17 protein-coding genes and 1 pseudogene are annotated in these 21,616 nt (G+C 61.1%); 8 read left to right on the top strand and 10 right to left on the bottom strand.

The annotated features are described in order from the left end of the window. Nucleotides 1–134 precede the first annotated feature (134 nt). Both I7X13_RS11360 and ispF read right to left on the bottom strand, forming a co-directional pair. A complete protein-coding gene (locus I7X13_RS11360) occupies nucleotides 135–1,802 on the bottom strand; it encodes a M28 family peptidase (RefSeq protein WP_198075581.1) in 1,668 nt (555 codons plus the stop codon). A gap of 134 nt (nucleotides 1,803–1,936) precedes the next feature. Continuing rightward, a complete protein-coding gene (gene ispF, locus I7X13_RS11355; protein ID WP_198069367.1) occupies nucleotides 1,937–2,419 on the bottom strand; it encodes a 2-C-methyl-D-erythritol 2,4-cyclodiphosphate synthase in 483 nt (160 codons plus the stop codon). Nucleotides 2,420–2,747: 328 nt separating this feature from the next. Between ispF and I7X13_RS11350 the strand changes: the two genes are divergently transcribed. The 5 genes from I7X13_RS11350 (at nucleotide 2,748) to I7X13_RS11330 (ending at nucleotide 10,319) form a co-directional block, all read left to right on the top strand. Then, the gene (locus tag I7X13_RS11350; protein ID WP_198069366.1) at nucleotides 2,748–3,362 is read left to right on the top strand and encodes a TetR/AcrR family transcriptional regulator; all 615 of its coding nucleotides are present in this window, start codon (nucleotides 2,748–2,750) and stop codon (nucleotides 3,360–3,362) included. A 36-nt stretch (nucleotides 3,363–3,398) separates the two neighbouring features. Further along, the gene (locus I7X13_RS11345; protein ID WP_198069365.1) at nucleotides 3,399–5,063 is read left to right on the top strand and encodes a TolC family protein; all 1,665 of its coding nucleotides are present in this window, start codon (nucleotides 3,399–3,401) and stop codon (nucleotides 5,061–5,063) included. A 158-nt stretch (nucleotides 5,064–5,221) separates the two neighbouring features. Then, complete coding sequence (locus I7X13_RS11340; protein ID WP_198069364.1) at nucleotides 5,222–6,361, top strand: efflux RND transporter periplasmic adaptor subunit; 1,140 nt, start codon at nucleotides 5,222–5,224, stop codon at nucleotides 6,359–6,361. A 113-nt stretch (nucleotides 6,362–6,474) separates the two neighbouring features. Continuing rightward, on the top strand, nucleotides 6,475–9,912 hold the full coding sequence (locus I7X13_RS11335) for an efflux RND transporter permease subunit (RefSeq protein ID WP_198069363.1): 3,438 nt from the start codon (nucleotides 6,475–6,477) through the stop codon (nucleotides 9,910–9,912). A 137-nt stretch (nucleotides 9,913–10,049) separates the two neighbouring features. Then, nucleotides 10,050–10,319 carry an acyl carrier protein gene (locus tag I7X13_RS11330; protein ID WP_198069362.1) on the top strand — a complete coding sequence of 90 codons (270 nt, stop codon included), beginning with the start codon at nucleotides 10,050–10,052 and terminating at the stop codon, nucleotides 10,317–10,319. Between the two features lie 510 nt (nucleotides 10,320–10,829). Here I7X13_RS11330 and I7X13_RS22040 read toward each other — a convergent pair. The 3 genes and pseudogenes from I7X13_RS22040 to I7X13_RS11315 form a co-directional block, all read right to left on the bottom strand. Further along, nucleotides 10,830–10,991: pseudogene (locus I7X13_RS22040) on the bottom strand (YkvA family protein); the annotation flags it as partial. Nucleotides 10,992–11,435: 444 nt separating this feature from the next. Continuing rightward, on the bottom strand, nucleotides 11,436–12,605 hold the full coding sequence (locus I7X13_RS11320) for a S1 family peptidase (protein WP_198069361.1): 1,170 nt from the start codon (nucleotides 12,603–12,605) through the stop codon (nucleotides 11,436–11,438). Nucleotides 12,606–12,683: 78 nt separating this feature from the next. Next, the gene (locus I7X13_RS11315; protein ID WP_198069360.1) at nucleotides 12,684–13,292 is read right to left on the bottom strand and encodes an RNA polymerase sigma factor; all 609 of its coding nucleotides are present in this window, start codon (nucleotides 13,290–13,292) and stop codon (nucleotides 12,684–12,686) included. Nucleotides 13,293–13,428: 136 nt separating this feature from the next. Here I7X13_RS11315 and I7X13_RS11310 point away from each other — a divergent pair, with 136 nt between their 5' ends. After that, nucleotides 13,429–13,662 (top strand): hypothetical protein, encoded by a 234-nt coding sequence (locus tag I7X13_RS11310; RefSeq protein ID WP_198069359.1) that lies wholly within the window; start codon nucleotides 13,429–13,431, stop codon nucleotides 13,660–13,662. A gap of 105 nt (nucleotides 13,663–13,767) precedes the next feature. Here the strand turns inward: I7X13_RS11310 and I7X13_RS11305 are convergent, their stop codons facing one another. The 4 genes from I7X13_RS11305 to I7X13_RS11290 all read right to left on the bottom strand — a co-directional run bounded on the left by I7X13_RS11305 (nucleotide 13,768) and on the right by I7X13_RS11290 (nucleotide 17,666). Further along, entirely contained in the window at nucleotides 13,768–14,808 is a 1,041-nt protein-coding gene (locus tag I7X13_RS11305; protein WP_198075580.1) for a 5-methylcytosine restriction system specificity protein McrC, read from the bottom strand. Nucleotides 14,809–14,886: 78 nt separating this feature from the next. Next, nucleotides 14,887–15,396, bottom strand: a complete 510-nt coding sequence (locus tag I7X13_RS11300; RefSeq protein ID WP_198075579.1) for an SMI1/KNR4 family protein — start codon at nucleotides 15,394–15,396, stop codon at nucleotides 14,887–14,889. Between the two features lie 25 nt (nucleotides 15,397–15,421). Then, nucleotides 15,422–16,702, bottom strand: a complete 1,281-nt coding sequence (locus I7X13_RS11295; RefSeq protein ID WP_198075578.1) for an AAA family ATPase — start codon at nucleotides 16,700–16,702, stop codon at nucleotides 15,422–15,424. A 115-nt stretch (nucleotides 16,703–16,817) separates the two neighbouring features. After that, nucleotides 16,818–17,666, bottom strand: coding sequence for a hypothetical protein (locus I7X13_RS11290; RefSeq protein ID WP_198069355.1), 849 nt, complete (start codon nucleotides 17,664–17,666; stop codon nucleotides 16,818–16,820). A 152-nt stretch (nucleotides 17,667–17,818) separates the two neighbouring features. Here I7X13_RS11290 and I7X13_RS11285 point away from each other — a divergent pair, with 152 nt between their 5' ends. After that, entirely contained in the window at nucleotides 17,819–18,793 is a 975-nt protein-coding gene (locus tag I7X13_RS11285; RefSeq protein WP_198075577.1) for an isopenicillin N synthase family dioxygenase, read from the top strand. A 125-nt stretch (nucleotides 18,794–18,918) separates the two neighbouring features. After that, nucleotides 18,919–20,217: a chromate efflux transporter gene (gene chrA, locus I7X13_RS11280; protein WP_198069353.1), complete on the top strand. Its 1,299-nt coding sequence runs from the start codon at nucleotides 18,919–18,921 to the stop codon at nucleotides 20,215–20,217. 7 nt (nucleotides 20,218–20,224) lie between these two features. On the opposite strand, the gene I7X13_RS11275 is transcribed toward chrA, so the two are convergent. Then, nucleotides 20,225–21,583, bottom strand: coding sequence for a lysophospholipid acyltransferase family protein (locus tag I7X13_RS11275; RefSeq protein WP_198075576.1), 1,359 nt, complete (start codon nucleotides 21,581–21,583; stop codon nucleotides 20,225–20,227). Between the last annotated feature and the right edge of the window lie 33 nt (nucleotides 21,584–21,616).

Below are 21,616 nucleotides of genomic sequence, written 5' to 3'. Positions count from 1 at the left end.
CTGTCATCCCGAGCAAAGCGAAGGACCTTATCACGGCTGAACGACTAGCAGCAATTGACGCTTGCAAATTGCTCAAACGTAATAAGGTCCTTCGCTTTGCTCGGGATGACAGACGGATTGAACGACGACTAAGATTACGGCTTGTTCGAGTCAACGACAATGCGGCCGTCGCGGTTGGCCAGCTCCCACGCGGTGTGGAACACCAGCCGCGCACGCTTCTCCATTTTATCGAACTGAATTTTGTCGATTTCGTCGCTCTGCTGGTGGTAGTCGGCGTGCACGCCGTTGAAGAAAAACGCCACCGGCACCTTGTTCACCGCGAAGTTGTAGTGGTCGGAGCGGTAGTAGAAGCGGTTCGGGTCGTTGGGGTCGTCGAAGCGGTAGTCCAGGTCAATGGGGCCGTACTGCTTGTTTTCGGCTTCCAGAATCACGCGCAGCTCCGAGGCCAGCTTGTCCGAGCCGATGACGTACACGTAGTCGGGCTTGCCCTCGTGCTCCACATCGGTCCGGCCAATCATGTCCACGTTCAAATCGGCCTCGGTGCTGGCCAGCGGGAAGATGGGGTGCTTGGAATAATACTCCGAGCCAAACAGGCCCTTTTCCTCGCCCGTCACGCTCAGAAACAGCAGGCTGCGGCGCGGGCCGTGCCCTTCCTTTTTGGCCTTGGCAAACGCCTCCGCCATCGTAATAATGGCCGTGGTGCCCGAGCCATCATCATCGGCCCCGTTGAACACCTGGCCCTCGTGCTTGCCGAGGTGGTCGTGGTGGGCCGAAATCACAATAACATCTTCCTTCTTGTCGCTGCCCTCAATGAAGCCCAGCACGTTCTGCGTATCCAGCTTTTCGCGCTTGCGCTCGGCCTTAATCTGCATCGGCACCACCTTGAAGGTGGCCGCCACCGGCTGCTTGGTGCTATTGATTTTAGCCAGATATGTCTGCATTGCCGCATCCGTCGTGCCCAGCACGGCAAGCCCCACAGCCGGCGAGATGAAGAACGACGGCACGCGGCTCGGCTTGTCGTTGCCCACCATCACCATTGACGGACGGGAGATGAACGGGGCCATGCGCGCCGTTTGCTTGGCAAAGTTGCTGGTGGGGTTGAAGCTCACGAAAAACACCGTGCGGGCACCCTTCTGGGCGGCCAATTGGGCTTTGCCGCGGTAGTCGGTGCCCCACTTGGTGGGCGAGCCGTCGGCGCTGAGCAGGGCTTTGCCGCCGTCGCCGGTGGGCTCGCCCATCAGCACCAGAATGTCCTTGCCCTTCACGTCCACGTTGGCGTAGTCGGAGTAGCCGGGCTGCTCGATGCCGTAGCCCACAAAAACCGGCTTCACGCTAGTTTCCTGGCCGAAAGGCGAGTCGCCGATGCCATAGAAATCCGTCAGCCAGGCGTAGCTGGTGCTGCCTACTTTCAGGGTGTTGCCCTCGGCCCAAGTCACTTGCTCCACGTCGAAGTGCTGTTGGTAAGGGTCGGTGCCGGTGGTGACGGGGCCCGTCAGGCCGGCGTCTTTGAACTGCTTTTCGATGTAGTCGGCGGCCATGTGCTGGCCCTTCTGGCCGGTTTCGCGGCCCTCGTACTCGTCCGACGCCAGCACGGCCAGGTGGGTGCGCAGGCGCTCGGCGGTTACCTGGTCGGCGTATTTCACGCTCCAGTCTTTTCCGTCGGTTTTGCCATCGGTGGTTTTTATTTTGGTCGCAGCTGCACCCGAGGCGGGCTTGGTTTTCACTTTAACCTTGCCCTGGGCATGGGCCGGGACAGTGCTGGCCAGCGCAAGAAAGGCCAGCAGGAGAGGGGTTTGCTTCATATGTATTGTCTGGTGGGAAATTTTTGAAAACAATCTAAACGGTGTAGAGACGCAATATTTTGCGTCTCGTCGTTCGCGCCGCGTGGGTGTCGTTCAAACATCACCGTTCAACGACGAGACGCAATTATGCGTCTCTAAAGCCCTTTCTGAATCAGCACGCTGGCGTAGGCGGCCACGCCTTCCTGCCGGCCCACAAAACCCAGTTTTTCGGTGGTGGTTGCTTTGATGGAAATGTCTTCTTCGGCAATGCCCATCACGGCGGCCAGCACGCGCTGCATTTCCGGAATGTGCGGATTCACCTTGGGGCGCTCCAGGCAAATGGTCGAGTCGATATTGCTCACCTCGTAGCCGCGCTCGCGCAGCAGGCGCATCACGCCGGAGAGCAGCTTTTTCGAGTCGATGCCCTTGTACTGCGGGTCGGTGTCGGGGAAGTGGAAGCCGATATCGCGCAGGTTGGCCGCGCCCAGCAGCGCGTCGCAGATGACGTGGATGAGCACGTCGGCATCGGAGTGGCCGAGGGCGCCGTGCGTGTGCGGCACCTCAATGCCGCCGAGCCAGAAGGGCAGCCCGGGCTGCAATTGGTGAACGTCGTAGCCGAAGCCGGTCCGGATTTTCATAAGCGCAAATGCAAGCGGGCCACCGCGGCCCGGCGCAAAAGTACCCGCGTCCGGCACTTCTGCCGCGCAGAGGCTTGGAGCGAGGTTCACAAATAAATAATCTGATTTCGGAATACTATCAAACTAAATTTATTAGCTTTGTATTACCAATTAAATTAGTTAGTCATGCGGCAAGCTGAATACTTTTTTTTGCATTGGGATAAAGTAAACGGGAGCCGTGCACGTCTGACTACGCGCAAAAAGGCCTTGCACTGGTTGCAGACCGTAAAAATGCGTTGGAAACTTTGGGCACGTTAAAAGTTTCCGTTGTATCTTTGCGGCGTTACTTATGGAAATCAAAGACCGAATCCTGAACCGCGCCCAGCAGCTTTTTATGCGCAACGGCATCAAAAGCGTGAGCATGGATGACATTGCCGCCGACATGGGCATGTCGAAAAAAACCCTGTACAAGTGGTTTGAGAACAAAGACCAGATTGTGCTGGCTGGCATCACCCGGCACTTGGATGGCGTGCAGGGCGACTGTGCCTGCGTGGCCAGCAAAGCAGCCAACGCCGTGGAGGAAATGCTGCTGCTGTCAAAATGGGCCGATGAGCAGTTTGCCGACGTGCACCCCAGCATTTTCAACGACATGAAGAAGTACCACCCCACGGCCTGGGACTTGTTTAAATCGCACAAAAATACCTTCATCCTGGCGCAAATCACCCAGAACCTGCGCCGGGGCATGGCCGAGGGTCTGTTCCGGGCCGACCTCGACGTGGAGGTGCTGGCCCGCCTCAACCTGGCCCAGATTGAGCTGGCCTTCGACTCCGAGCTATACCCCACCGCGCAGTTTGGCCCGATGCGCGTGAACCGCGTGTTCGACGAGCATTTTCTGCTGGGCGTGGCCACCCTCAAGGGCCACAAGCTCATCAACCAGTACCGGCACATCACCGAGGCCGAATAAGTTTTTCCCGCTTACCCGTTTCTTTTTTAGCTGTTTATGAACACGCTGTTTCGAACCAGATTCCTGCTGGCGGCTGCCCTGAGCGCGGCCGTGCCCCAGGCGCTGCTCGCCCAAAGCCAGCCGGCTGCCCTGCCGCAGGCGCCGCCCACCACGGGCACCATGCCCCTGAGCCTGCAACAGGCCATCAGCTACGCCGTGCAGAACAAATCGACGCTGCTGGCCACCCGCCTGGGCGAGGCCACGGCCACGGCCAAAGTGGGCGAAATCAAGAGCGCCGGCCTGCCGCAGGTGAACGTAGCCGCCACGGTGTCTGACAACTTTAAGCTGCAAAAGAGCTTGGTGAGCTTCCCGCTCTCGCAAACGGTGCTCACGCAGAGCGACTTGGCGGCCGCCCAAGGCGGGCAGCAGCAGGTGCTGGGCACCCAGCAGCTGGCGCTGCCGCCGCAGCCGTTCGCCTTCGGCCTGCAATACGCCGGCAACGCCAGTGCCTCGGTGTCGCAGTTGTTATTTGATGGCTCGTATCTGATTGGTTTGAAGGCGGCTAAGGTGTACACCGAGCTGGCCAAGAAGCAAACCCAACAGGCCGAAATCGACGTGGTGGAACAGGTGAGCAAGGCCTACTACAGCACGCTGGTGGCCCGCTCGCGCCTCGCCCTGCTGGCCCGCAACGTGCAGCGCCTCGACACGGTGCTCTCGCAAACGAATAAGACCTTCAAGGCCGGCTTCGCCGAAAAGCTCGACGTGGACCGCCTGCGCGTGCAGCGCAACAACCTGGTGGTGGAGCAGCAGAAAGCCCAGCGCCTCACCGAGCTGAGCGTGGGCCTGCTCAAGTTTCAGATGGGCCTGCCGCAGGCGCAGAATGTGCAGCTCACCGACTCGCTCGGTGCGGCCGTGGTGGATGCCGGCGCGTTGCGCCAGCGCCTCGGCACAGCCAGCCTGACCAACGGTGGCGGTGTGGATGGCCTCGGGGCTGTACCGACCGCCCCGACCACGCCCGGCACCGACAACACCGCCGCCCAGAACCGCCTCGACCAGCAAAATGCGCTGTCCGGTGGACTGGGCTCGCAGGCCCGCGGGGCTATCAACTACAACAACCGCATCGAATTCTCGACCCTGGAAACCCAGCAGGCTCTGGCCGGCCTCGACCTGCGCAACCGCCAGGCCGGTGCTTACCCGCGCCTCGTGCTCACGGGCGCTTACGGTTTCACGGGCTCGGCCCCCACGGCGGGCGACCTGTTCGCTTTTCGCGGGCCGAGCTCGCGCAACTCGGCTGGCTTTGTTAACCAGAACTGGTTTGGTTTCGGCAACGTGGGCCTGAGCCTGCAGGTGCCGGTGTTCGACGGTTTCCGGCGCAAGTACCTGGTGCAGCAGAGCCGCATTCAGCAACAGACGATTGAAAAGGGCTTCGAAACGCTGAAGCAGAGCATTGACTTGCAGGATGCCCAGAGCCGCACCACGCTCATCAACGCGCTGGATGTGTTGGACAACCAGAAGGCCAACCTCGACCTGGCCACCGATGTGGCCCGCGTGACGCGCATCAAGTTCAACGCCGGCGTGGGCTCCAACCTGGAGGTGATTACGGCCGAAACCGACCTGCGCTCGGCCCAGACCAACTACTACGGCGCCGTTTACGACGTGCTGGTGGCCAAGGTGGACCGCGATAAGGCGACTGGCGAATTGTATAACCAGGTTAAAAAATAACCCGCAACCGTCTGTCATCCTGAGCAGAGCGAAGAACCTTACCGCCGCTGCACGATTGGCAGTAAGTCTGAGAATGAGGACGTGATAAGGTCCTTCGCTGCGCTCAGGATGACAGACGGATTCCTCCCTACAAAACTTCGAAAATACCCCGCTTACCCATGCGCTTTTCCTCAACCCAACCCGCCGCGCTGTTTCTCGCCGGTACGCTGCTGCTCGCTTCCTGTGGCGGCTCTTCCAACAAAGACCCCAAGGCCGAACTGGCCAAGCTGAAAGGCGAGCAGGCCGCCACGCAGGCCAAAATTGCCGAGCTGGAAGCCAAAACCGGCGGCCCTGCCACGGTGGCGCCCACGCCGGTTTCGGTGATGAACGCCAAACCCGAGAGCTTCAAGAGCTACCTCGAAGTGCAGGGCCGCGTCGATTTCGACCAGAACGCCACCGTGGGCGCCCGCGCCGCTGGCTCGCTCACCAGCATCCGCGTGGAGCGCGGCGACCGCGTAAGCAAGGGCCAGGTGCTGGCCACCATCGATGCCAGCATTCTGGATGCCAACGCGGCCGAGCTGCGCACCCGCATGGAACTCGCCAAAACGGTGTATGAGAAGCAGAAGAGCTTGTGGGACCAGCAGATTGGTACCGAAATCCAGTTTCTGCAGGCCAAGAACAACTATCAGGCTTTGCAGCGCAACCTGGCCACGCTCAACCAGCAGCGTGCGCTTTATAACGTGGTGGCTCCGTTCGCGGGCACGGTGGATGAGGTGCTGCCTAAGCTGGGCGAAATCACGGCGCCCGGCGCGCCGGTGGTGCGCCTGACCAGCGGCACGGGCGGCAAAATCCTGGCCGACGTGTCGGAAGCCTACGGCAATAGCATCAAGGCCGGCGACGACGCCGTGGTAACCATTCCGGATTTGGGCGATGCGGAGTTGCCCGCCACGGTGCGCGTGGTGAGCCGTAGCATCAACGCCACCAGCCGCACCTTCACGGTGGAGTTGCGCCTGAAAGGTGCCAAAGCCGCCGACCTGCGCCCCAACATGGTGGCAACCGTGCGCATCCAGAACTACAATGCGACCAACGCCACGGTTATCCCGGTTGACATTGTGCAGCACGACGAAGAGAACAGCTACGTGTACGTGGTGGCCCAGGAGGCCGGCAAAGCCGTGGCCAAAAAGCGCGTCATCAAAACCGGCAACACCTACAACGGCAAAGTGGAAGTAACCAGCGGCCTGACAGCCGAAGACCAGGTCATCTCCGGCGGCTACCAAAACCTGAACGAAGGCCAGAAAGTGGCCGTGCAGGGCGCATAGAGACGCATAATTGCGTCTCGTCGTTGAACGGTCATCGTTAGAACGGCGCAGACGACGAGACGCAATTATGCGTCTCTACCCCTAAATAGTTCTCAAGCTTTTAGTTAAAAGTCATGCAGGATATAGAAAAAGAATTTGGCCCAACCAGTTGGTCCATTAATAACAAAACCAGCATTTACATCATCACGGTGCTGCTGTGCGTGGCGGGCATTTTTGCCTACATCAAGCTCGGCAAGGAGAAATTCCCCGACATCGTGATTCCGCGCATCATCGTGGCCACGGTGTACCCCGGCACTTCGCCCACGGACATTGAAAACCTGGTGACGCGCCAACTCGAAAAGGAGATTAAGAGCGTGAACGGAGTGAAGCACATCAACTCCACCTCGAACCAGGACTACTGCATCGTGGACGTAGAGTTCACCTCCGGCGTGGACGTGCAGGCCGCCAAGCAGCTCATCAAGGACGCCGTGGACAAGGCCAGCACCGAGCTGCCCAACGACCTGCCGAGCGCCCCACTGGTAAAGGAAATCAACATTTCCGAGCAGCCCATCATGTTCGTGAACCTGGCCGGCAACCTGCCCGCCGCCCAGCTCAAAAAGTTCGCCGACGACTTCCAGGACAAGATTGAGGCCCTGCCCGAAATCACCCGCGTGGATATTGTGGGCGCCCTCGACCAGCAGGTGAACGTGGACGTGGACCTGAACAAGCTGCGCGCCTCGCGCCTCGGCTTCTCGGACATTTCGCGAGCCATCAGCGGCGAAAACCTCACCATCTCGGGCGGCTCCATCGACGTGGGCGGGCAGAAGCGCGCCGTGCGCGTGGCCGGCCAATACGTGCGCGCCGCCGACATTGCCGACATTCAAATCAAGAACCTGAACGGCGCGCCCGTGCGCCTCGGCGACATCGCCACCGTGACCGACGGCTTCAAGGACCGCGAAAGCTACGCCCGCCTCGATGGCAAGCCTGCTATCACGCTGAACGTGGTGAAGCGCCAGGGCGAAAACCTGATTGACGCCTCCGACAAAATCAAGCAGATTATTGCCGACTCCAAAGCCAGCCTGCCCAAGGAGCTGACCATTACCGTGACCGGCGACACCTCGAACGATACCCGCGTCACGCTGCACGACCTCATCAACACCATCATCATTGGCTTCCTGCTCGTGACGCTGATTCTGATGTTCTTCATGGGCACCACCAACGCGCTGTTTGTGGGCCTCTCGGTTCCGATTTCGATGTTCCTGGCCTTCCTGGTCATCCCCGTGTTTGGCTTCACGCTGAATATGATTGTGCTCTTCGCCTTCCTGCTGGCGCTGGGTATTGTGGTGGATGACGCTATTGTGGTTATTGAAAACACCCACCGCCTGCTGCACGAGCACCCCAACCTCGATACCCCCAAAGCAGCCAAATTCGCCGCCGGCGAGGTGTTCGTGCCGGTACTGGCCGGTACGCTGACCACGGTGGCGCCGTTCGTGCCGCTGCTGTTCTGGCCCGGCATCGTGGGCTCGTTCATGTACTACCTGCCCGTAACGCTGATTATCACGCTGATGGCTTCACTCGTGGTGGCCTTTATCATGAACCCGGTGTTTGCCGTGAGCTTTATGGAGCGCGAGGAGCATTTCGAGGAAGACCTGCACAGCAAGCCCAAGCTGACCCGCAACTTCCTGCTGGCCATGGGCGCGCTGCTCGTGGTGGCCATCCTCGGCTACGTGGCGCATTCCACGTTTGTGGGCAACCTGTCCATCACGGTTATCCTGCTCTGCTTCCTCGATAAGTTCGTGTTTGTGAAGATGATTGCCTGGTTCCAGACGCGCGCCCTGCCGCGCTTCCAGAACGGCTACGCTGGCCTCGTGCGCTGGTCCATCAGCCACCCCGTGCTGGTGATGATTGGGGTAGTGGTGCTGTTTTTCGGCTCCTTCGTGGCCGTGGGCATTCGCAAGCCGGCCGTGGCCTTCTTCCCCAAAGGCGACCCCAAATTCATCTACACCTACCTGAAAATGCCCGTCGGCACCCGCGTCGCCGTCACCGACTCCATCACCAAAGTGCTGGAAAAACGCATCTACGGCGTCATCGGCGAGCATAATCCCGACGTGGAATCGGTGATTACCAACGTAGCCATCGGTGCCGGCGACCCCGGCGAAGCCACCGCTGCCGGCGTGTCGCAGTCGCACATGGGCAAAGTGGGCGTGGCCTTCAAGGAACTCAGCGAGCGCACCGGCCCGGCCACCCACACCTACATGGATAAAATCCGCGAGGTGGTGAAAGGCATTCCCGGCGCCGAAGTATCGGTGGACCAGGAGGCCAGTGGCCCGCCCACCGGCAAGGAAATTGCCATCGAAGTAGCCGGCGACGACTACCCCAAACTGGCGGCCCTTTCGAAAAAAGTCATTCGCTACGTCGATTCGCTGAAAATCGGTGGTGTCGAGCAGCTGCGCTCCAACCTCGAAGACCGCAACCCTGAAATTGCTGTTAACATCAACCGCACCCGCGCCAACCGCGAAGGCATCAGCACCGGTCAGATTGGCCTGGAAGTGCGCACTGCCATCTACGGCACCGAGGCCAGCAAATTCAAGACCCCGGACGACGAATACCCCATTCAGGTGCGCTACGCCAAGCCCTACCGCGACGACGTGGACGCCGTGATTAACGCCCCGCTCACCTTCCGCGACGCCACCGGCGCCGTGCGCCAGGTGCCCATCTCATCAGTGGCCGATGTCACCTACGGCAGCACCTACGGCGGCATCAAGCGCAAAGACACCAAGCGCATCATCACCATCAGCTCGAACGTGCTGGGCGGCTACACCGGCCCCGACGTGGTGCGCAACATCCAGACGGCCCTCAAGGCCTTCCCGCTGCCCCCCGGCTACACCATCAACATGGGCGGCGCCCAGGAAAACCAGAAGGAAACCAGCGACTTCCTGCCGCTGGCCGGCATCGGTGCATTGGGCCTCATCTTCCTGATTCTCGTCACGCAGTTCAACTCGTTCAGCAAGCCGGTTATCATCCTGTCCGAAGTGCTGTTTTCGATTGCGGGCGTGTTCTGGGGCCTGGCCCTCACGGGCCAGAGCGTCAGCATCGTGATGACGGGCGTGGGCATCATCGCCCTGGCCGGTATCGTGGTGAAAAATGGTATTCTGCTAGTCGAATTCATGGACATGCTGCGGGCGCAGGGCATGCCGCTGCGCGAGGCCATCGTGCTGGCCGGCCGCACCCGCCTGAACCCAGTAATCCTCACGGCCACGGCCGCCACGCTGGGCCTCATCCCGCTGGCCATCGGCCTGAACATCGACTTCTACGAGCTGTTCAACTCCGGCAACCCCAACTTCTTCATCGGCGGCGAGTCGGTGACGTTCTGGGGCCCGCTGGCCTGGACCATCATTTTCGGCCTAGTGTTCGCCACCGGAATCACGCTGCTGGTGGTGCCGGTGATGTATCTGCTGAGTGAATCGCTGAAGGGAAAAATTTCCGGAAAAAATCCCGACGACGTTGCAACCATTTCTGAGGAGGTGGACTCTGAGGAAGTACAGGCGGCAACGCCGCCTGTACTAGCCTAACGTTTCAGGCGTTGGGTGCCCGCTGGCCGGCTGTTGTTGCAGCAGCGGCCGCCGGTGGGCACTTTCCCCGCCCCCGCGGGGCGCCAACGAAACCAAGCGCCAGCCCTTGCCTCACCATCTTTTTTCGCAACTCTATTATGTACGTATCCACCATTAGCTCCACGCACCACACACCAACTATCGAGCAGCAGGTATTTCGCATTATCAGCAAGCGCAAAGCCATTCGGGCCAGCCGCGTGCGCAAAACCGCCAGCCTCGCCCGCGACCTGCGCTTCGAAACGCTCGATGTGGTTGACATCATTCTGGAACTGGAGCGCAACTTCAGCATCACCATCCCCGACGAAGTGCCGCTCTATACCGTAGGCGACTTCGTGCGTTACGTGCGCGACCACGCCGCCGCTGCATAAGCCGCTGCATAATCACAGCAAGCAACAGCCCAACAAAAAGCCCCGGCAACCTAGGTTGCCGGGGCTTTTTGCTTATCAGTTTCGGGGGCTGGTCTAGCGCACGTTGCCGCCGGTATCCAGCGTGCCGGGGTCGGAGGCGTTGCGACTGCCTTCCCAGGTCCGAACGGTGGGGCCGTTGGTTGCGCTGGTGGGCTGGGCATCGGGGCCGGCTTCGTGTACCGGGCGCGGGTTGCTGCTGTTGGGCGAACCCAGGCCGGAATCGGTGTTAGAAGCAGAGGCTTGGTGGGTGGTAGTGCCCGCGTGCTTCGCCGACTCTTCGGCCACTTGCGCAGTGGGGGCCGCCACGTCGTTGGAGTGCGAGGGCTGGGCAGCATGAGTGGCGGCTTTGGGTGTCAGGCCGCTGGCAGTATTGGTTACGTCCGTGGCGCTGGTTTTGGACTCGGTGGGGCGGGTCAGCTCCCATTCGTGGAACTTGTCCATCTCGTGCTTCAGCGTGGTCGAGAACCAGGCCACCAGGGCCACGTCGTCGAGCAAGCCCAGCACCGGAATAAAGTCCGGAATTAGGTCAATTGGGCTCAGGAAGTAAATAAGCACGGCCACGGCCGCTGCCACCGTGGTGCCGGGCACCCCCGTGTACTCGCCCGACATCGAGGCCTTGATGAGCCGGAACATGGTCTGCAGGGTTTCCCACGCTTCGTGGGCCAGCGTGCCCACGTCGTTTTTCTCGCTGGCCTTTTTGTAGGCATCGGTCAGCAGCTTTTTCATGCGCGTGGGCTGCTTAATGTAGCCCTCGGCGGTGTTCAGAAACTTCTTGAAAATAGCGGAACCAGCAACGTCGTTGCTACTTGGCGGGGTTTGTTGGTTTTGAGCCACGGAATGCGGAGTTTTAGAGAAGACAAAAGGAAAGACAAGCGCTGCTTATCTAGGCCTGAATACTAGATTACGAAGGCTAAGGTTATAAAAAAGGGCGGCATCGGCTCCGTCAGGCAGTAGAATAACCGGCTTGTTCTAACCTGCGGCGGACGATAATCGCGCCGCCTGGAAAGTCATTACAAAACAAAGGCCTGTTTCAATGAAGAAACAGGCCTTTGTTTTGCGCAAGGGTCGAATGCTGTTCTATTCAAATACCTTAACTACAAATACATAGTCCTGCAGCTTCTTGAGCTGCTGCGGGCGGGCCGCCCCAGCCAGCTGGCTCGTTTTGGGCAGGCGGTAAGGCGTGGTGGACTGCGTATTGCGCAGCGAATCCACGAGGCGCACCAGGTACGACGACTTGGTGGCGAAGGAAGTGCCCTCCAAATCGTTCTGCCTGGCGTTGATGACGCCAATCAGGTTGCCCTGCGCGTCGAGCAGCGGGCCGCCCGAGTTGCCGGGGTTCACCGGGATGCTGATTTGGTAGGCCGACGTGTCGCCTTCGAAGCCCGAGCGGGCGCTCAGCGAGCCTTCGCCATACACCACGTCTTCGCGCGGGTAGCCCAGCGTGAACACCCGCTCGCCCAGGTCGGCCTGGCCGGCTTTGAAGGTGTAGGGCAGGCGGCCGAAGCCGGTGAAACGCTTGTCGGTGATGCGCAGAATGGCCAAGTCGTGGGCTTTGTCGGAATACACCGCCTCGGCGCGGTAGCGTTGCCGGTCGCGGCCTTCCACCAGCAGCGAGTCGGCTTCCTTAATCACGTGGTAGCTCGTCACGAGGTAGCCCTCCGACGTCAAGGCGAAGCCCGTGCCGCCAAACTTGCCATTGTTGACGGGCGGCAGCTGAGGCACCGCTGTGCCATCCATACGCCGGATGGTGCGGTTAATTGCCCGCTGGTTTTGCTTGAGGTTGTTGATTTCGCGGCGCATCCACTGAACGGAAGCCGGGGCCTGCGCTTTCGAGCTCCGCCAGATATCCAGCCCGAGCAGGGTGGCAAACACGGCCATCACGGCCACCGAGGCGGCCACGCCCACGGTGGCGCGGTGGCCGCTCCAGAACTCGCGCAGCTTGCGCTCGGTGCGCGAAATGCGCAGCATGGGGTTCACGGTGTGGGTGAGGCCGGTGGCGGGCTGGGCCATTTCCTCGGGGGCGTCGGCGGCCAGCATGGCGGCGTGGATGCCGCGCAGCTGCTGGCGAGCCTGCTGGCGCTGCCCGTAGGCGCGCAGCGTGCCGGTCATCTCGGCAAAGTCGGCGTAGCGCAGGGCCAGGGCCGGGTCGGCCGCCAGGCGCGCTTCGAGGTTGGCGCGGGCAGGCCCGGCCAGCTCGCCGTTCGAGTAGGCTTCAAATAAGGCGTAATAGTCTGCTTCAGTCATCATGGGTAAATGCCGGAGGCCGGGGCCGGCGGCGGTAAGCGAATGGGAGGTTCCGCCAGCTAATGCCGACGGCTAACGGTATCAGATAGGCTCTTCTTTATAATGGGCAAAAAATAACTTTTTCAGGCGCACAAGGCACTTGTATTTCTGGTTTTTAGCATTGTCGGCGTTGGTATAGCCAAATTCTGCCGTGAGGTCCTGCATCGACTTGTCGAGCAGGTAAAAGCCTTCCAAAAGCGAGCGGCACGGTTCGCCGAGATGGTTCAGGGCCTCGCTCATGGTGGCGAAACGACGGTCCTGCTCCTCGGCGGCCAACAGGTCTTCTTCGGCTCCCGTGTTCAGGTACGGGCCGTGCTCCTCGTCGTCGAGCAAGCGCACGCCGAAGCGGCTTTTGCTGGTCAGGCGCTTGAGCCACAGGCGGCGGCACACGGCGTAGAGGTAAGTTTTAATCTGGCAGCTGAGCTCGAGGGAGCCGTCGCGTACTTTTTCATAAAACACCATCACGCCTTCCTGGTACACGTCCTGAGCATCGTCTTCGGTGCCGCTGTTTTGCAGCACGAAGTGCGACACCATGGGCCAGTGCAGCCGGTAGAGGTGGGCCAAGGCCCGCTCATCGCCGCCGCGAATAGCGGCAATCAGCGCGTCGTCGGTAGGAGTCAAAGAAGAGGAAGTTGGATTGCCCCTGCTCATTCACTTTGGGAGTTAATACAGGCGAAGGCTACAAGTAACCCGCCGAAATAATTTTTTTCCGGGGCGGGTTACCTTTCCAGAAAGCGGGAATAAAGGGCGTTTTTAAGTTAACCCGTTTTCAAAATTACCCCCAAAGATGAAAAATCTGTTTAAAGCTGCTGCCCTGGGCCTGGCCCTCACCGCTGGTCTGACTTCGTGCGGCGAAAAGAAGACCGAAGAAACCACCACGGTTGAGACTCCTGCTACCGGCACGGAGACCACCACTACCAGCACCACCGACACCACGGCTATGGCTGCTCCTGCTGCTGACACCACGGCTGCTGCTGCTCCTGCTGCTACCACCACGACTACGACCGAAGAGAAGAAGTAGTTTGCTGCTGGCCCCTGCGGCCAGCACAAATCTTCGTCATTCGACGCCGGCAGCCCGGATTTTCCTGTTGGAAAGTCCGGGCTGCTTTTTTGTGCCCGTTAGCTACTACTCCACCAGCCGCAGCAAATCGGCGGCGATGCCGGGCCAGGGCTGGTGCAGGTTGAGGGTGACGACGCGCACCGGGTGGCCGCCCAGCGTGTAGCGCACGTCCACATCCTGCGTGGCGGCCGGATAAAGCAAAATGCCTTCCAGGGCCTGGCCGGGGGCGGGGCGCTGGTTTTGGAGGTAGGCGTAGAGCTGGTAGAGGTGCGGAGCAATGAGGCGCTGCCGGTCATAGCGCGGGCGCAGGGCGGCGGTGTAATACTTGGTGTCGAGAATGATTTTGCGGTCGGGCGCTTCCAGCGTAGTGTCGGTGAGCATGGTGGGCAGCAGGGCCAGGTCGGTGGGCTGCGGGGCTTCGGCCTGCCAGGCAATGGTTTCGGCGAACACGCGGTAGCGGCGCTGCTCACGGCGGAAAAAATTGCGCGTGAACTGCTCGAAGATGCGTGCCATCAGTACCTCGTCACGTCGGAAATCGGTGAAGCGCCGGCGGCCATCGGCGGCAGGCTCGGGCAAGGCCGTGAGCCACACCAGCTCGCAGATGTGCAGCAGAAAAGCCGCCTGGCTATCCGGTCGCTGCCGCCGCAGCTCCCGAAACGTGGCGGCTGTGGGCGGCGGCAGCGTGGCATCGTGCAGCCCCGCCGGAAACTGCTGGCCTACTTGATGCAACTCCCGGCGCAAGGCAGGGGGCAAAGCCGCTGCCCGCCTCAACACACCCAGCGTTTGGGCAATGAGGCGGTGCAGGGGTGAGGCTGCACTCAGCTCATCGAAGGTGCAGATGGCGCGGCCCTGGCCCAGCAGGCCCCGACCCAGCGTGGGAGCCAGCTCCACGCGGCCACGCAGGCTGGTGAGCTCGGCATGTCGGGTTTCGAAGGTGCGCGGCAGACCAGCACGTAGCAGGCGGCGGGTGGCGTGCAGCAGCACCTGCGCCAGCAGCCCCAGCGGCCGCTCGAAAGCCGTGGCTTCGCTGGCCAGTAGCACAGCGGGTTCAGGCAGCCGGTTCCAGGCGTAGCAGAGAAAGTAGTAGAGGGTGGGAAGTGGTATCACAAATCGATAGAGGATGCAATGAGCCCTTTGTTGTGCAAGCTCCAGATAAGCAATACGTAGAGTTCGCAGGACGTCGCACTAGCGGGGCCAAGGTCGGCTGTAATCATAGAGAACTTGAGCATTCTCCATATACAGGCTGAGGAAAGTGGCTAACGATGACGTAATTACTTTGAAGCTGGTGTCAGTACTCATAATGCCAATCTGATAGCCGTCGCCCGTTGGATTGGGAATGAATGCGTACTGCCAACTCCAATGCATGTAGTCGAAAAAGGGCGTTACACTGGTTATGATTGTTTCGGTGCCGCTCATCGAGTCGACTACTAATTCGCGCTGTTCGGTTCGCAATTCTTCGACAGATAAAGAGTAGAAACCTGCCTTGTCAGTGCTCTGCGAGCGTTCGAGGCTAAGATTCATGCCGTTCGAACAGGTGTAGAGGGCTACAAAATCATCTGGAAGCGTCACCCCGTTTGCTTGCGCAACAGCTTGCGGATTCCATGATTTATCGGGAACGGCGAGAATTGCTTGGTCGCGCCAAAAATCCGCCAGCACTTCGAGCGTTGCGGAAAGAATTTTGATGGAATTCGGCATGGCTTAACTGACAGACTTGGTTGTGCTACGCCAGCAGCTTGCGGAGCTGCGCAGCGGCCGTGGCGGGCTGCTCGCGCCAATAATCGGCCAGTAGCGGGCCGATTTCCTGCTCGAAAATCAAGCGCAGCCACTCCGATGCCTGTTCCGGCCGGGCCGGTGGTTGGCAGAAGTAGCTGTGGCCGATTTCAAAGTCCGGCCCCAGCTCGGGGTCGTCGGCAATGGCTTGGTTGAGGGCGGCCATGTGGGTGCAGAGTCGTTCGATAATCTCGGCGGGCACCTGGCGGGCTGCCAACTGCTGCCGGAGCGGCGCACCGAACTGCGGCCCCAGCGCCACGAAGGCAAAGCGGCGGCGCAATGCATAATCAAGCGGGCTGAGCGAGCGGTCGGCCAAGTTGAGCGTGCCGATGACGTAGAGGTTGTCTGGCACGAAAAATTTGGGGGCATCGGGTGGGGCGTAGGGCAGGCGCAGGGCGTGCGCGGGGCCGCGCTTGTCGGCTTCGAGCAACAGCAGCAGCTCGCCGAAGATGCGCGGCACGTTGCCCCGGTTCACCTCGTCAATCAGCAGGAAATACGGCCGGCCGGTGTCGGCAGCGGCGCGCTGGCACAACAGCGGCAGCACGCCGGGCACCAAGTGGAAACGGCCCTTGGCATCGGGCCGGAAGCCCAGCATAAAATCCTCGTAGCCGTAGCTGGGGTGGAACTGCACCAGCTCGATGCGGCTTTCGTCCTGCGCGCCCAGCAGGAGCCACGCCAGGCGGCGTGCTAGGAAGGTCTTGCCCGTGCCGGGCGGCCCTTGCAGCAGCAGGTTGCGGCGGCGGGCCAAGCCGGCTAAAGCGGCATCCAACGCACTTTCTGTGATAAACAGCTCGGCCAGCGCCTCGGCGCGGGTATAGGCCGGGGCGGTGTAGGCAGTGGCCGGCTCCGCCGCGTGGGCAAGCAGGGCGTCGGCGTTTTTGGCCAGGCCGGTGTATAAATCTTCGGCTTGCTGGTGAGCCACTTCCTCGCCATCGGCGCCGGAGCCGGAGGTGAGCACCGGCCGCTTAGTGCTGATGGTGAAGTCCAGGCTTTCGAGCAGGGCGTTGGTGGGGGCGCCGGCGTGGCGGGGCCAGCGGGCAGCCGGGTTGCCGGTGGCCAGGCGGTAGGCCAGCTCGGCCACGGCACGGGGCGGGTAGCGCCGGCCCCGATACACCAGCTCGTACACCGTGCTGGGCGGCAGCGGGCGGCCTTCGCGCGCTATATGGCGCAGGGCGCGCAGTACCTGCTCGCGGGTGAGCAGCGGGACGGATTCGGCAGAGGCAACGGACATAGCGGACAAGCAAGGTAGAGCCGGAACAGCAAACGGCTTTAACCAAAAAAGTCTCCCGGCCGGGCCGGGAGACTTTTGACGTTGAAATCGTAACGAAGAAATAACCGCTGCGCTACTAGGGCGCTACCGTAAACTTGCGCGTTACCGAGTTGTACGGGCCGGGAATCATGTTGCCGCTGGCATCTACCAGCTCCAGTTTCACGGTGTTTTCGCCAGCGGGCAAGCCTTCCATCATGTAGGGCATCCAGCGGTCGAGCATAAACTCGGTGCCGTTGATTGTGGCGCGGACGCGGTTTCCCCCGGGCTCCAGCGTAGTGTTGACCAGGTAGAAATCGAGCATAATGCGCTTGGCATCGGCTCCCGAATACGTGTCTTTGGGGCGGCTGTAGAACAAGTTCGGAGCCTTGGTGTCGATGATGGGCGTGGCAGGCGCCGGGGCGTTGCCCACGTTGATGATGCGCAGGTCGTAGGCACCGCGGTGCTTCAGGCTCTCGTGGTAAGAGCGCGACAGGAACGACAGCACCACGTGCTGGCCATCGGGAATCGGCTTGCTGAATTTGGTTTCGTAGTGGGCCGTGTATGGCTCGTTGTCCACGATGTTGTGGATATGCTGGCCTTTCATTGAGTTGGCCATTTCGGCCATGTGGGGGCCGCCGCTCATTTTGGTGAGCAGGAAGTTGCTGATTTGGTAATCAAACGCCACCTCGCCGCTGGGCACCGTGGAGCCGGCAATTGGCGCGCGCAACTGCATCTGGGCCTCGGGGAACTTAGGCGAATCGCCGAAGGGCGTCAAGCGAATGCCGTTCGATTCCATGCTCTCGCCGCTGCCGCCGGCACGGGTGGCGCTTGGGTTAGTGCCGCCGGCATTGGCGCTTACGTCGGTGGCGGGCTTGCTCGTTTCGCAGCTAGCCAGCAATGCCAGCGTAACGGTGGTGCTGCACAGCAGCCAAAGGGGGCGTTTCATAGAATCGAACTTTAAAAAAAGAGGTAGTGGGTTATTTGATAGTAACCATAAACGAAGTCGCTTACGGAGAAGGACCGGTGCCGGGTTTTGCTTAACTTGCGCCGTTGCCCACCAAGGAGCCTACGCGGCCTCAAAGTAAACTCAATTTTATTATGCAAGACCAACTTCTTGACCATATTCCCTCGCTTGACCTCGCCGATTTCCGTTCCGGCGACCCCGAGCGCAAAGCCCGTTTCGTGCAGCAGCTCGGCGAGGCTTACCAAAACATTGGCTTTGTAGCCCTGAAAAACCACGGCCTCAACGACGAACAAACCAAGCAGCTGTACACCGACGTGCAGGCCTTTTTCGGGCTGCCCGACGAAGCCAAGCAGCGCTACGAGAAGCCCGAGCTGGCCGGTCAGCGCGGCTACATCAGCAAGGGTAAGGAGCACGCCAAGGGCCGCAACACCGGCGACCTGAAGGAGTTTTACCACGTGGGCCAGGAAGTGCAGGACGAAGACCCCATCAAGAGCGAGTACCCCGACAACATCTGGCCTGAGGAACTGAGCACGTTTAAAGACACCGCCCTGACTACCTACCGCACCCTGGAGTCGGCCGGTAAGGACGTGCTGCGCGCCATCGCGCTGTACCTGCACCTGCCCGAGAATTATTTCGATGACAAGGTGAAAAATGGCAACAGCATCCTGCGCCCCATCCACTATTTCCCCATCGAAGACCCGGACGCGGTGCCCGCCGACGCCGTGCGCGCCGCCGAACACGGCGACATCAACCTCATCACCCTGCTGATGGGCGCCAGCGCCGACGGCCTGCAGGTGAAGCGCCGCGACGGCAAGTGGATTCCCATCACGGCCCTGCCCGACCAGATTGTGGTGAACGTGGGCGACATGCTCCAGCGCCTCACCAACGGCGTGCTGAAAAGCACCATCCACCGCGTGGTGAACCCGGCCCGCGAGAAAATGAATACCTCGCGCTACAGCATCCCGTTCTTCATGCACCCGCGCTCGGAAATGAGCCTGGCCGCCCTGGAGCACTGCGTGACGCCCGACAATCCCAAGAAGGAGGCCGACATCACTGCCGGTGAGTTCTTGAACGAGCGCCTGATTGAGCTGGGTTTGAAGAAGAAGTAAGGTTTGTCTGTCATCCTGAGCGCAGCGAAGGACCCTATCACGCCATACGCCGTTGGATTACTGCCAATAGTTCTAGCGTGATAAGGTCCTTCGCTGCGCTCAGGATGACAGTTTCTTTGCTCAGCATGACAACGAATCCTGCCCCGCACCCCGCTGCCCCCGTTTCCCTCACGCCGCCGGCGCGGCGCTCGGGGAAGCGCACGCGGCGGGTGCGGGGCATTATTTTTTTGAAGGACGTGGCCGTGCTGGCCTGCACAGCCTTTGGCGGGCCGCAGGCGCACGTGGCCATGATGTTCCGGCTGCTGGTGGATAAGCGCCGCTACATCAGCACGGCCGAGCTGCTGGAATTGCAGGCGCTGTGCGCGCTGCTGCCGGGGCCGACTTCGACGCAAACCATTACGGTTATCGGCTTTCGGCTGGGCGGGCCTAATCTGGCTTACCTCACGCTGCTGGTCTGGATGCTGCCGGCTGTGACGCTAATGACGCTGGCTGGCCTTACCCTCAGCCACCTCGACCCAGCTCGCGTCACGGCGCTGGTGCAGTTTGTGCAGCCGGTGGCGGTAGGGTTCGTGGCGTTCTCAGCCTACAAGATTGCGGAGAAGGTTATCCATACCAAAACGGCCGTGGGGCTGATGGTGGCCGCGGCCATGCTGGCCTACTTCTTCCAGCTGCCCTGGATGCTGCCGCTGCTGCTGCTGGCCGGCGGAGCCGTGACCACGGTACGCTACCGAAAGCACGCCATTGTGCAGGAAAAAAAGCCCCTGCGCGTGGAGTGGGCCAACTTTGTGCTTTGGTTTGGCATATTGGTAGGGGCGGCGGTGCTGGGGCACTACACGCGCTGGTTGCCGGTGCGGCTGTTCGAAAATTTCTACCGCAACGGCTCGCTGGTGTTTGGGGGCGGGCAGGTGCTGGCCCCGCTGCTGTACGCCGAGTTCGTGGAGTTCAAGAAGTACCTCACGGGGCCGGAGTTTCTGTCGGGGCTGGGGCTGGTGCAGGCCATGCCGGGACCCAATTTTTCCTTTGCGGCCTACATTGGGGCGCTGGCCATGCGGCCGGCGGGCGGTACCGGCATGCAGGTGCTGGGCGCGGCGGTGGGCACGGCGGGCATCTTCCTGCCGGGCACGTTTCTGATATTCTTCGTAATTCGCTTCTGGGACCGGCTGCGGCAGTACCGCGTGGTGCAGGCTTCGCTGGAGGGCATCAACGCCGTGAGCGCGGGGCTGGTGTGCGCGGCTACGTTCCTGCTCTACCACCCGCTGCCCTACCGCCTGTTGGAGCTGCCGTTTCACCTCGGCCCCATCGATTCGCTGCCCCTGAACCCGCTGCTGGTGGGCCTCACCTTTCTGCTGCTGCTCTGGGAAAAGGTGCCAAGTGTGGTCATCATCGCCGTGGCGCTGCTAGCCGGGGCACTGATGAGGGCTTAAATTACCCCTACGACTTCGCGGTTAAATACGCCGTGCGGGCTTCTTCCAGTTCGGCCACCAACTCGGCCCGCTGGCGCAGCAGCTCGGTTCCCACGGCTGGTGCACGGCGGAACAGTCGCGCTGCCCGCAGCCGCCGCAGCCGCGCCGAAAGGGTACTCCAATAGCTCAGGGCGTAGAATCCGGTAAGGGGCAGGCTGAGCACGTAAAGGGCAGTAAGCCGCCAGTCGTGCGTGAGCCAGTGTTGCACGGCTGCCGCTTGCAAAGCGTAAGCCAAAGGGAAGGTTATCATGCCCATTACCAGCATAATGGGCGCCACAAACTCTACGTCCTTAGTTGCACGCTTGGCCACAGCCGAAGGCAAAATGTATGGTAAGTAGTTATTGATAACTCCATAAAACCATACAGGTGCGCCAAACACCAGGTTGAGCAGGCCCACCACGGAGCCGCGCCGCTGGCTGTCGAGCGCCTCGTCGGTGAGGCCGTGGCGGCGGAGGTCGGCGAGGTAGGCTTCAAACTGGGCACGGGCAGCGGCGAGGCGCTCCGGGAAGTGCTGCTCGGCCCAGGGCAGGGCTTGCAACAGGGTGCGGCTCAGTTGGAAGTTGTCGTAGAGCGTGTCGGGGTCGTCGTCGGGGTTGAGGTGGCTGCCGAATACGCGCTCAATCTGTTGCACGAAGGTGTCCTCGGCCGCGTCGCGGGTGATGACCAGCCGGCGTTCCAGCGCCACCCGAATGGCCTCGGTGAGCTGGTCGGCGGCCAGGTCGGGGTCCTGGGCATAGGCGGCGGCGTAATCGGCCACGACGATGGGCGGGGCCACGTTCAGCAGCACATCCGACCGAAATTTGCTGGGGTCGAAGTAATTGGTGGCTACTGGTATCACTTTCAGACCCAGCTTGAAATGGTGGCGGGCCTCGGCGCCCAGTGCAATGCGGGCCGCACCGGTTTTAAGGGGCCGCAGGCGGCGTTCGCTCACGCTGGTGCCCTCCGGGAAAATCATAATGGTGCCGCCCCGGCCCAGGTAGTCGTAGCAACGGCCAAACGTGGCTTCGTTCTGGGCCGCCCGCTGCTCGGGCGTGACGGGGCCGCCCTGGCCGGCATCCTGCGCCCGGTAGATGGGAATGGAATTGCCCGATTCCATGATGGCCCGCAGGATGGGGTTGACAAAAAACGTGCTTTTGGCCAAGAAGGCGATGGGCTGGCGGCGGTTCACGGCCGCCAGCAGCGGGTCCATAAGGGTGTTGGGGTGGTTGCCGGCCAGCAGCAGCGGGCCAGGCAGGTGCAGGCGTTCGGGGTGCCGTACCTCGATGCGGCGGAAAAAGACCCGTAGTGCAATCTGCACCAGCGGTTTCATTACAGTATAAAAAAGCATGGGCGGGAATACGGCGTGTAGCCCCGAAAGATA

It is taken from the genome of Hymenobacter negativus (genome assembly GCF_016056375.1).
Lineage (GTDB): Bacteria > Bacteroidota > Bacteroidia > Cytophagales > Hymenobacteraceae > Hymenobacter > Hymenobacter negativus_A.
Note: the sequence above shows the minus strand (reverse complement) of the source record. Positions and strands in the feature narration are given on the sequence as shown.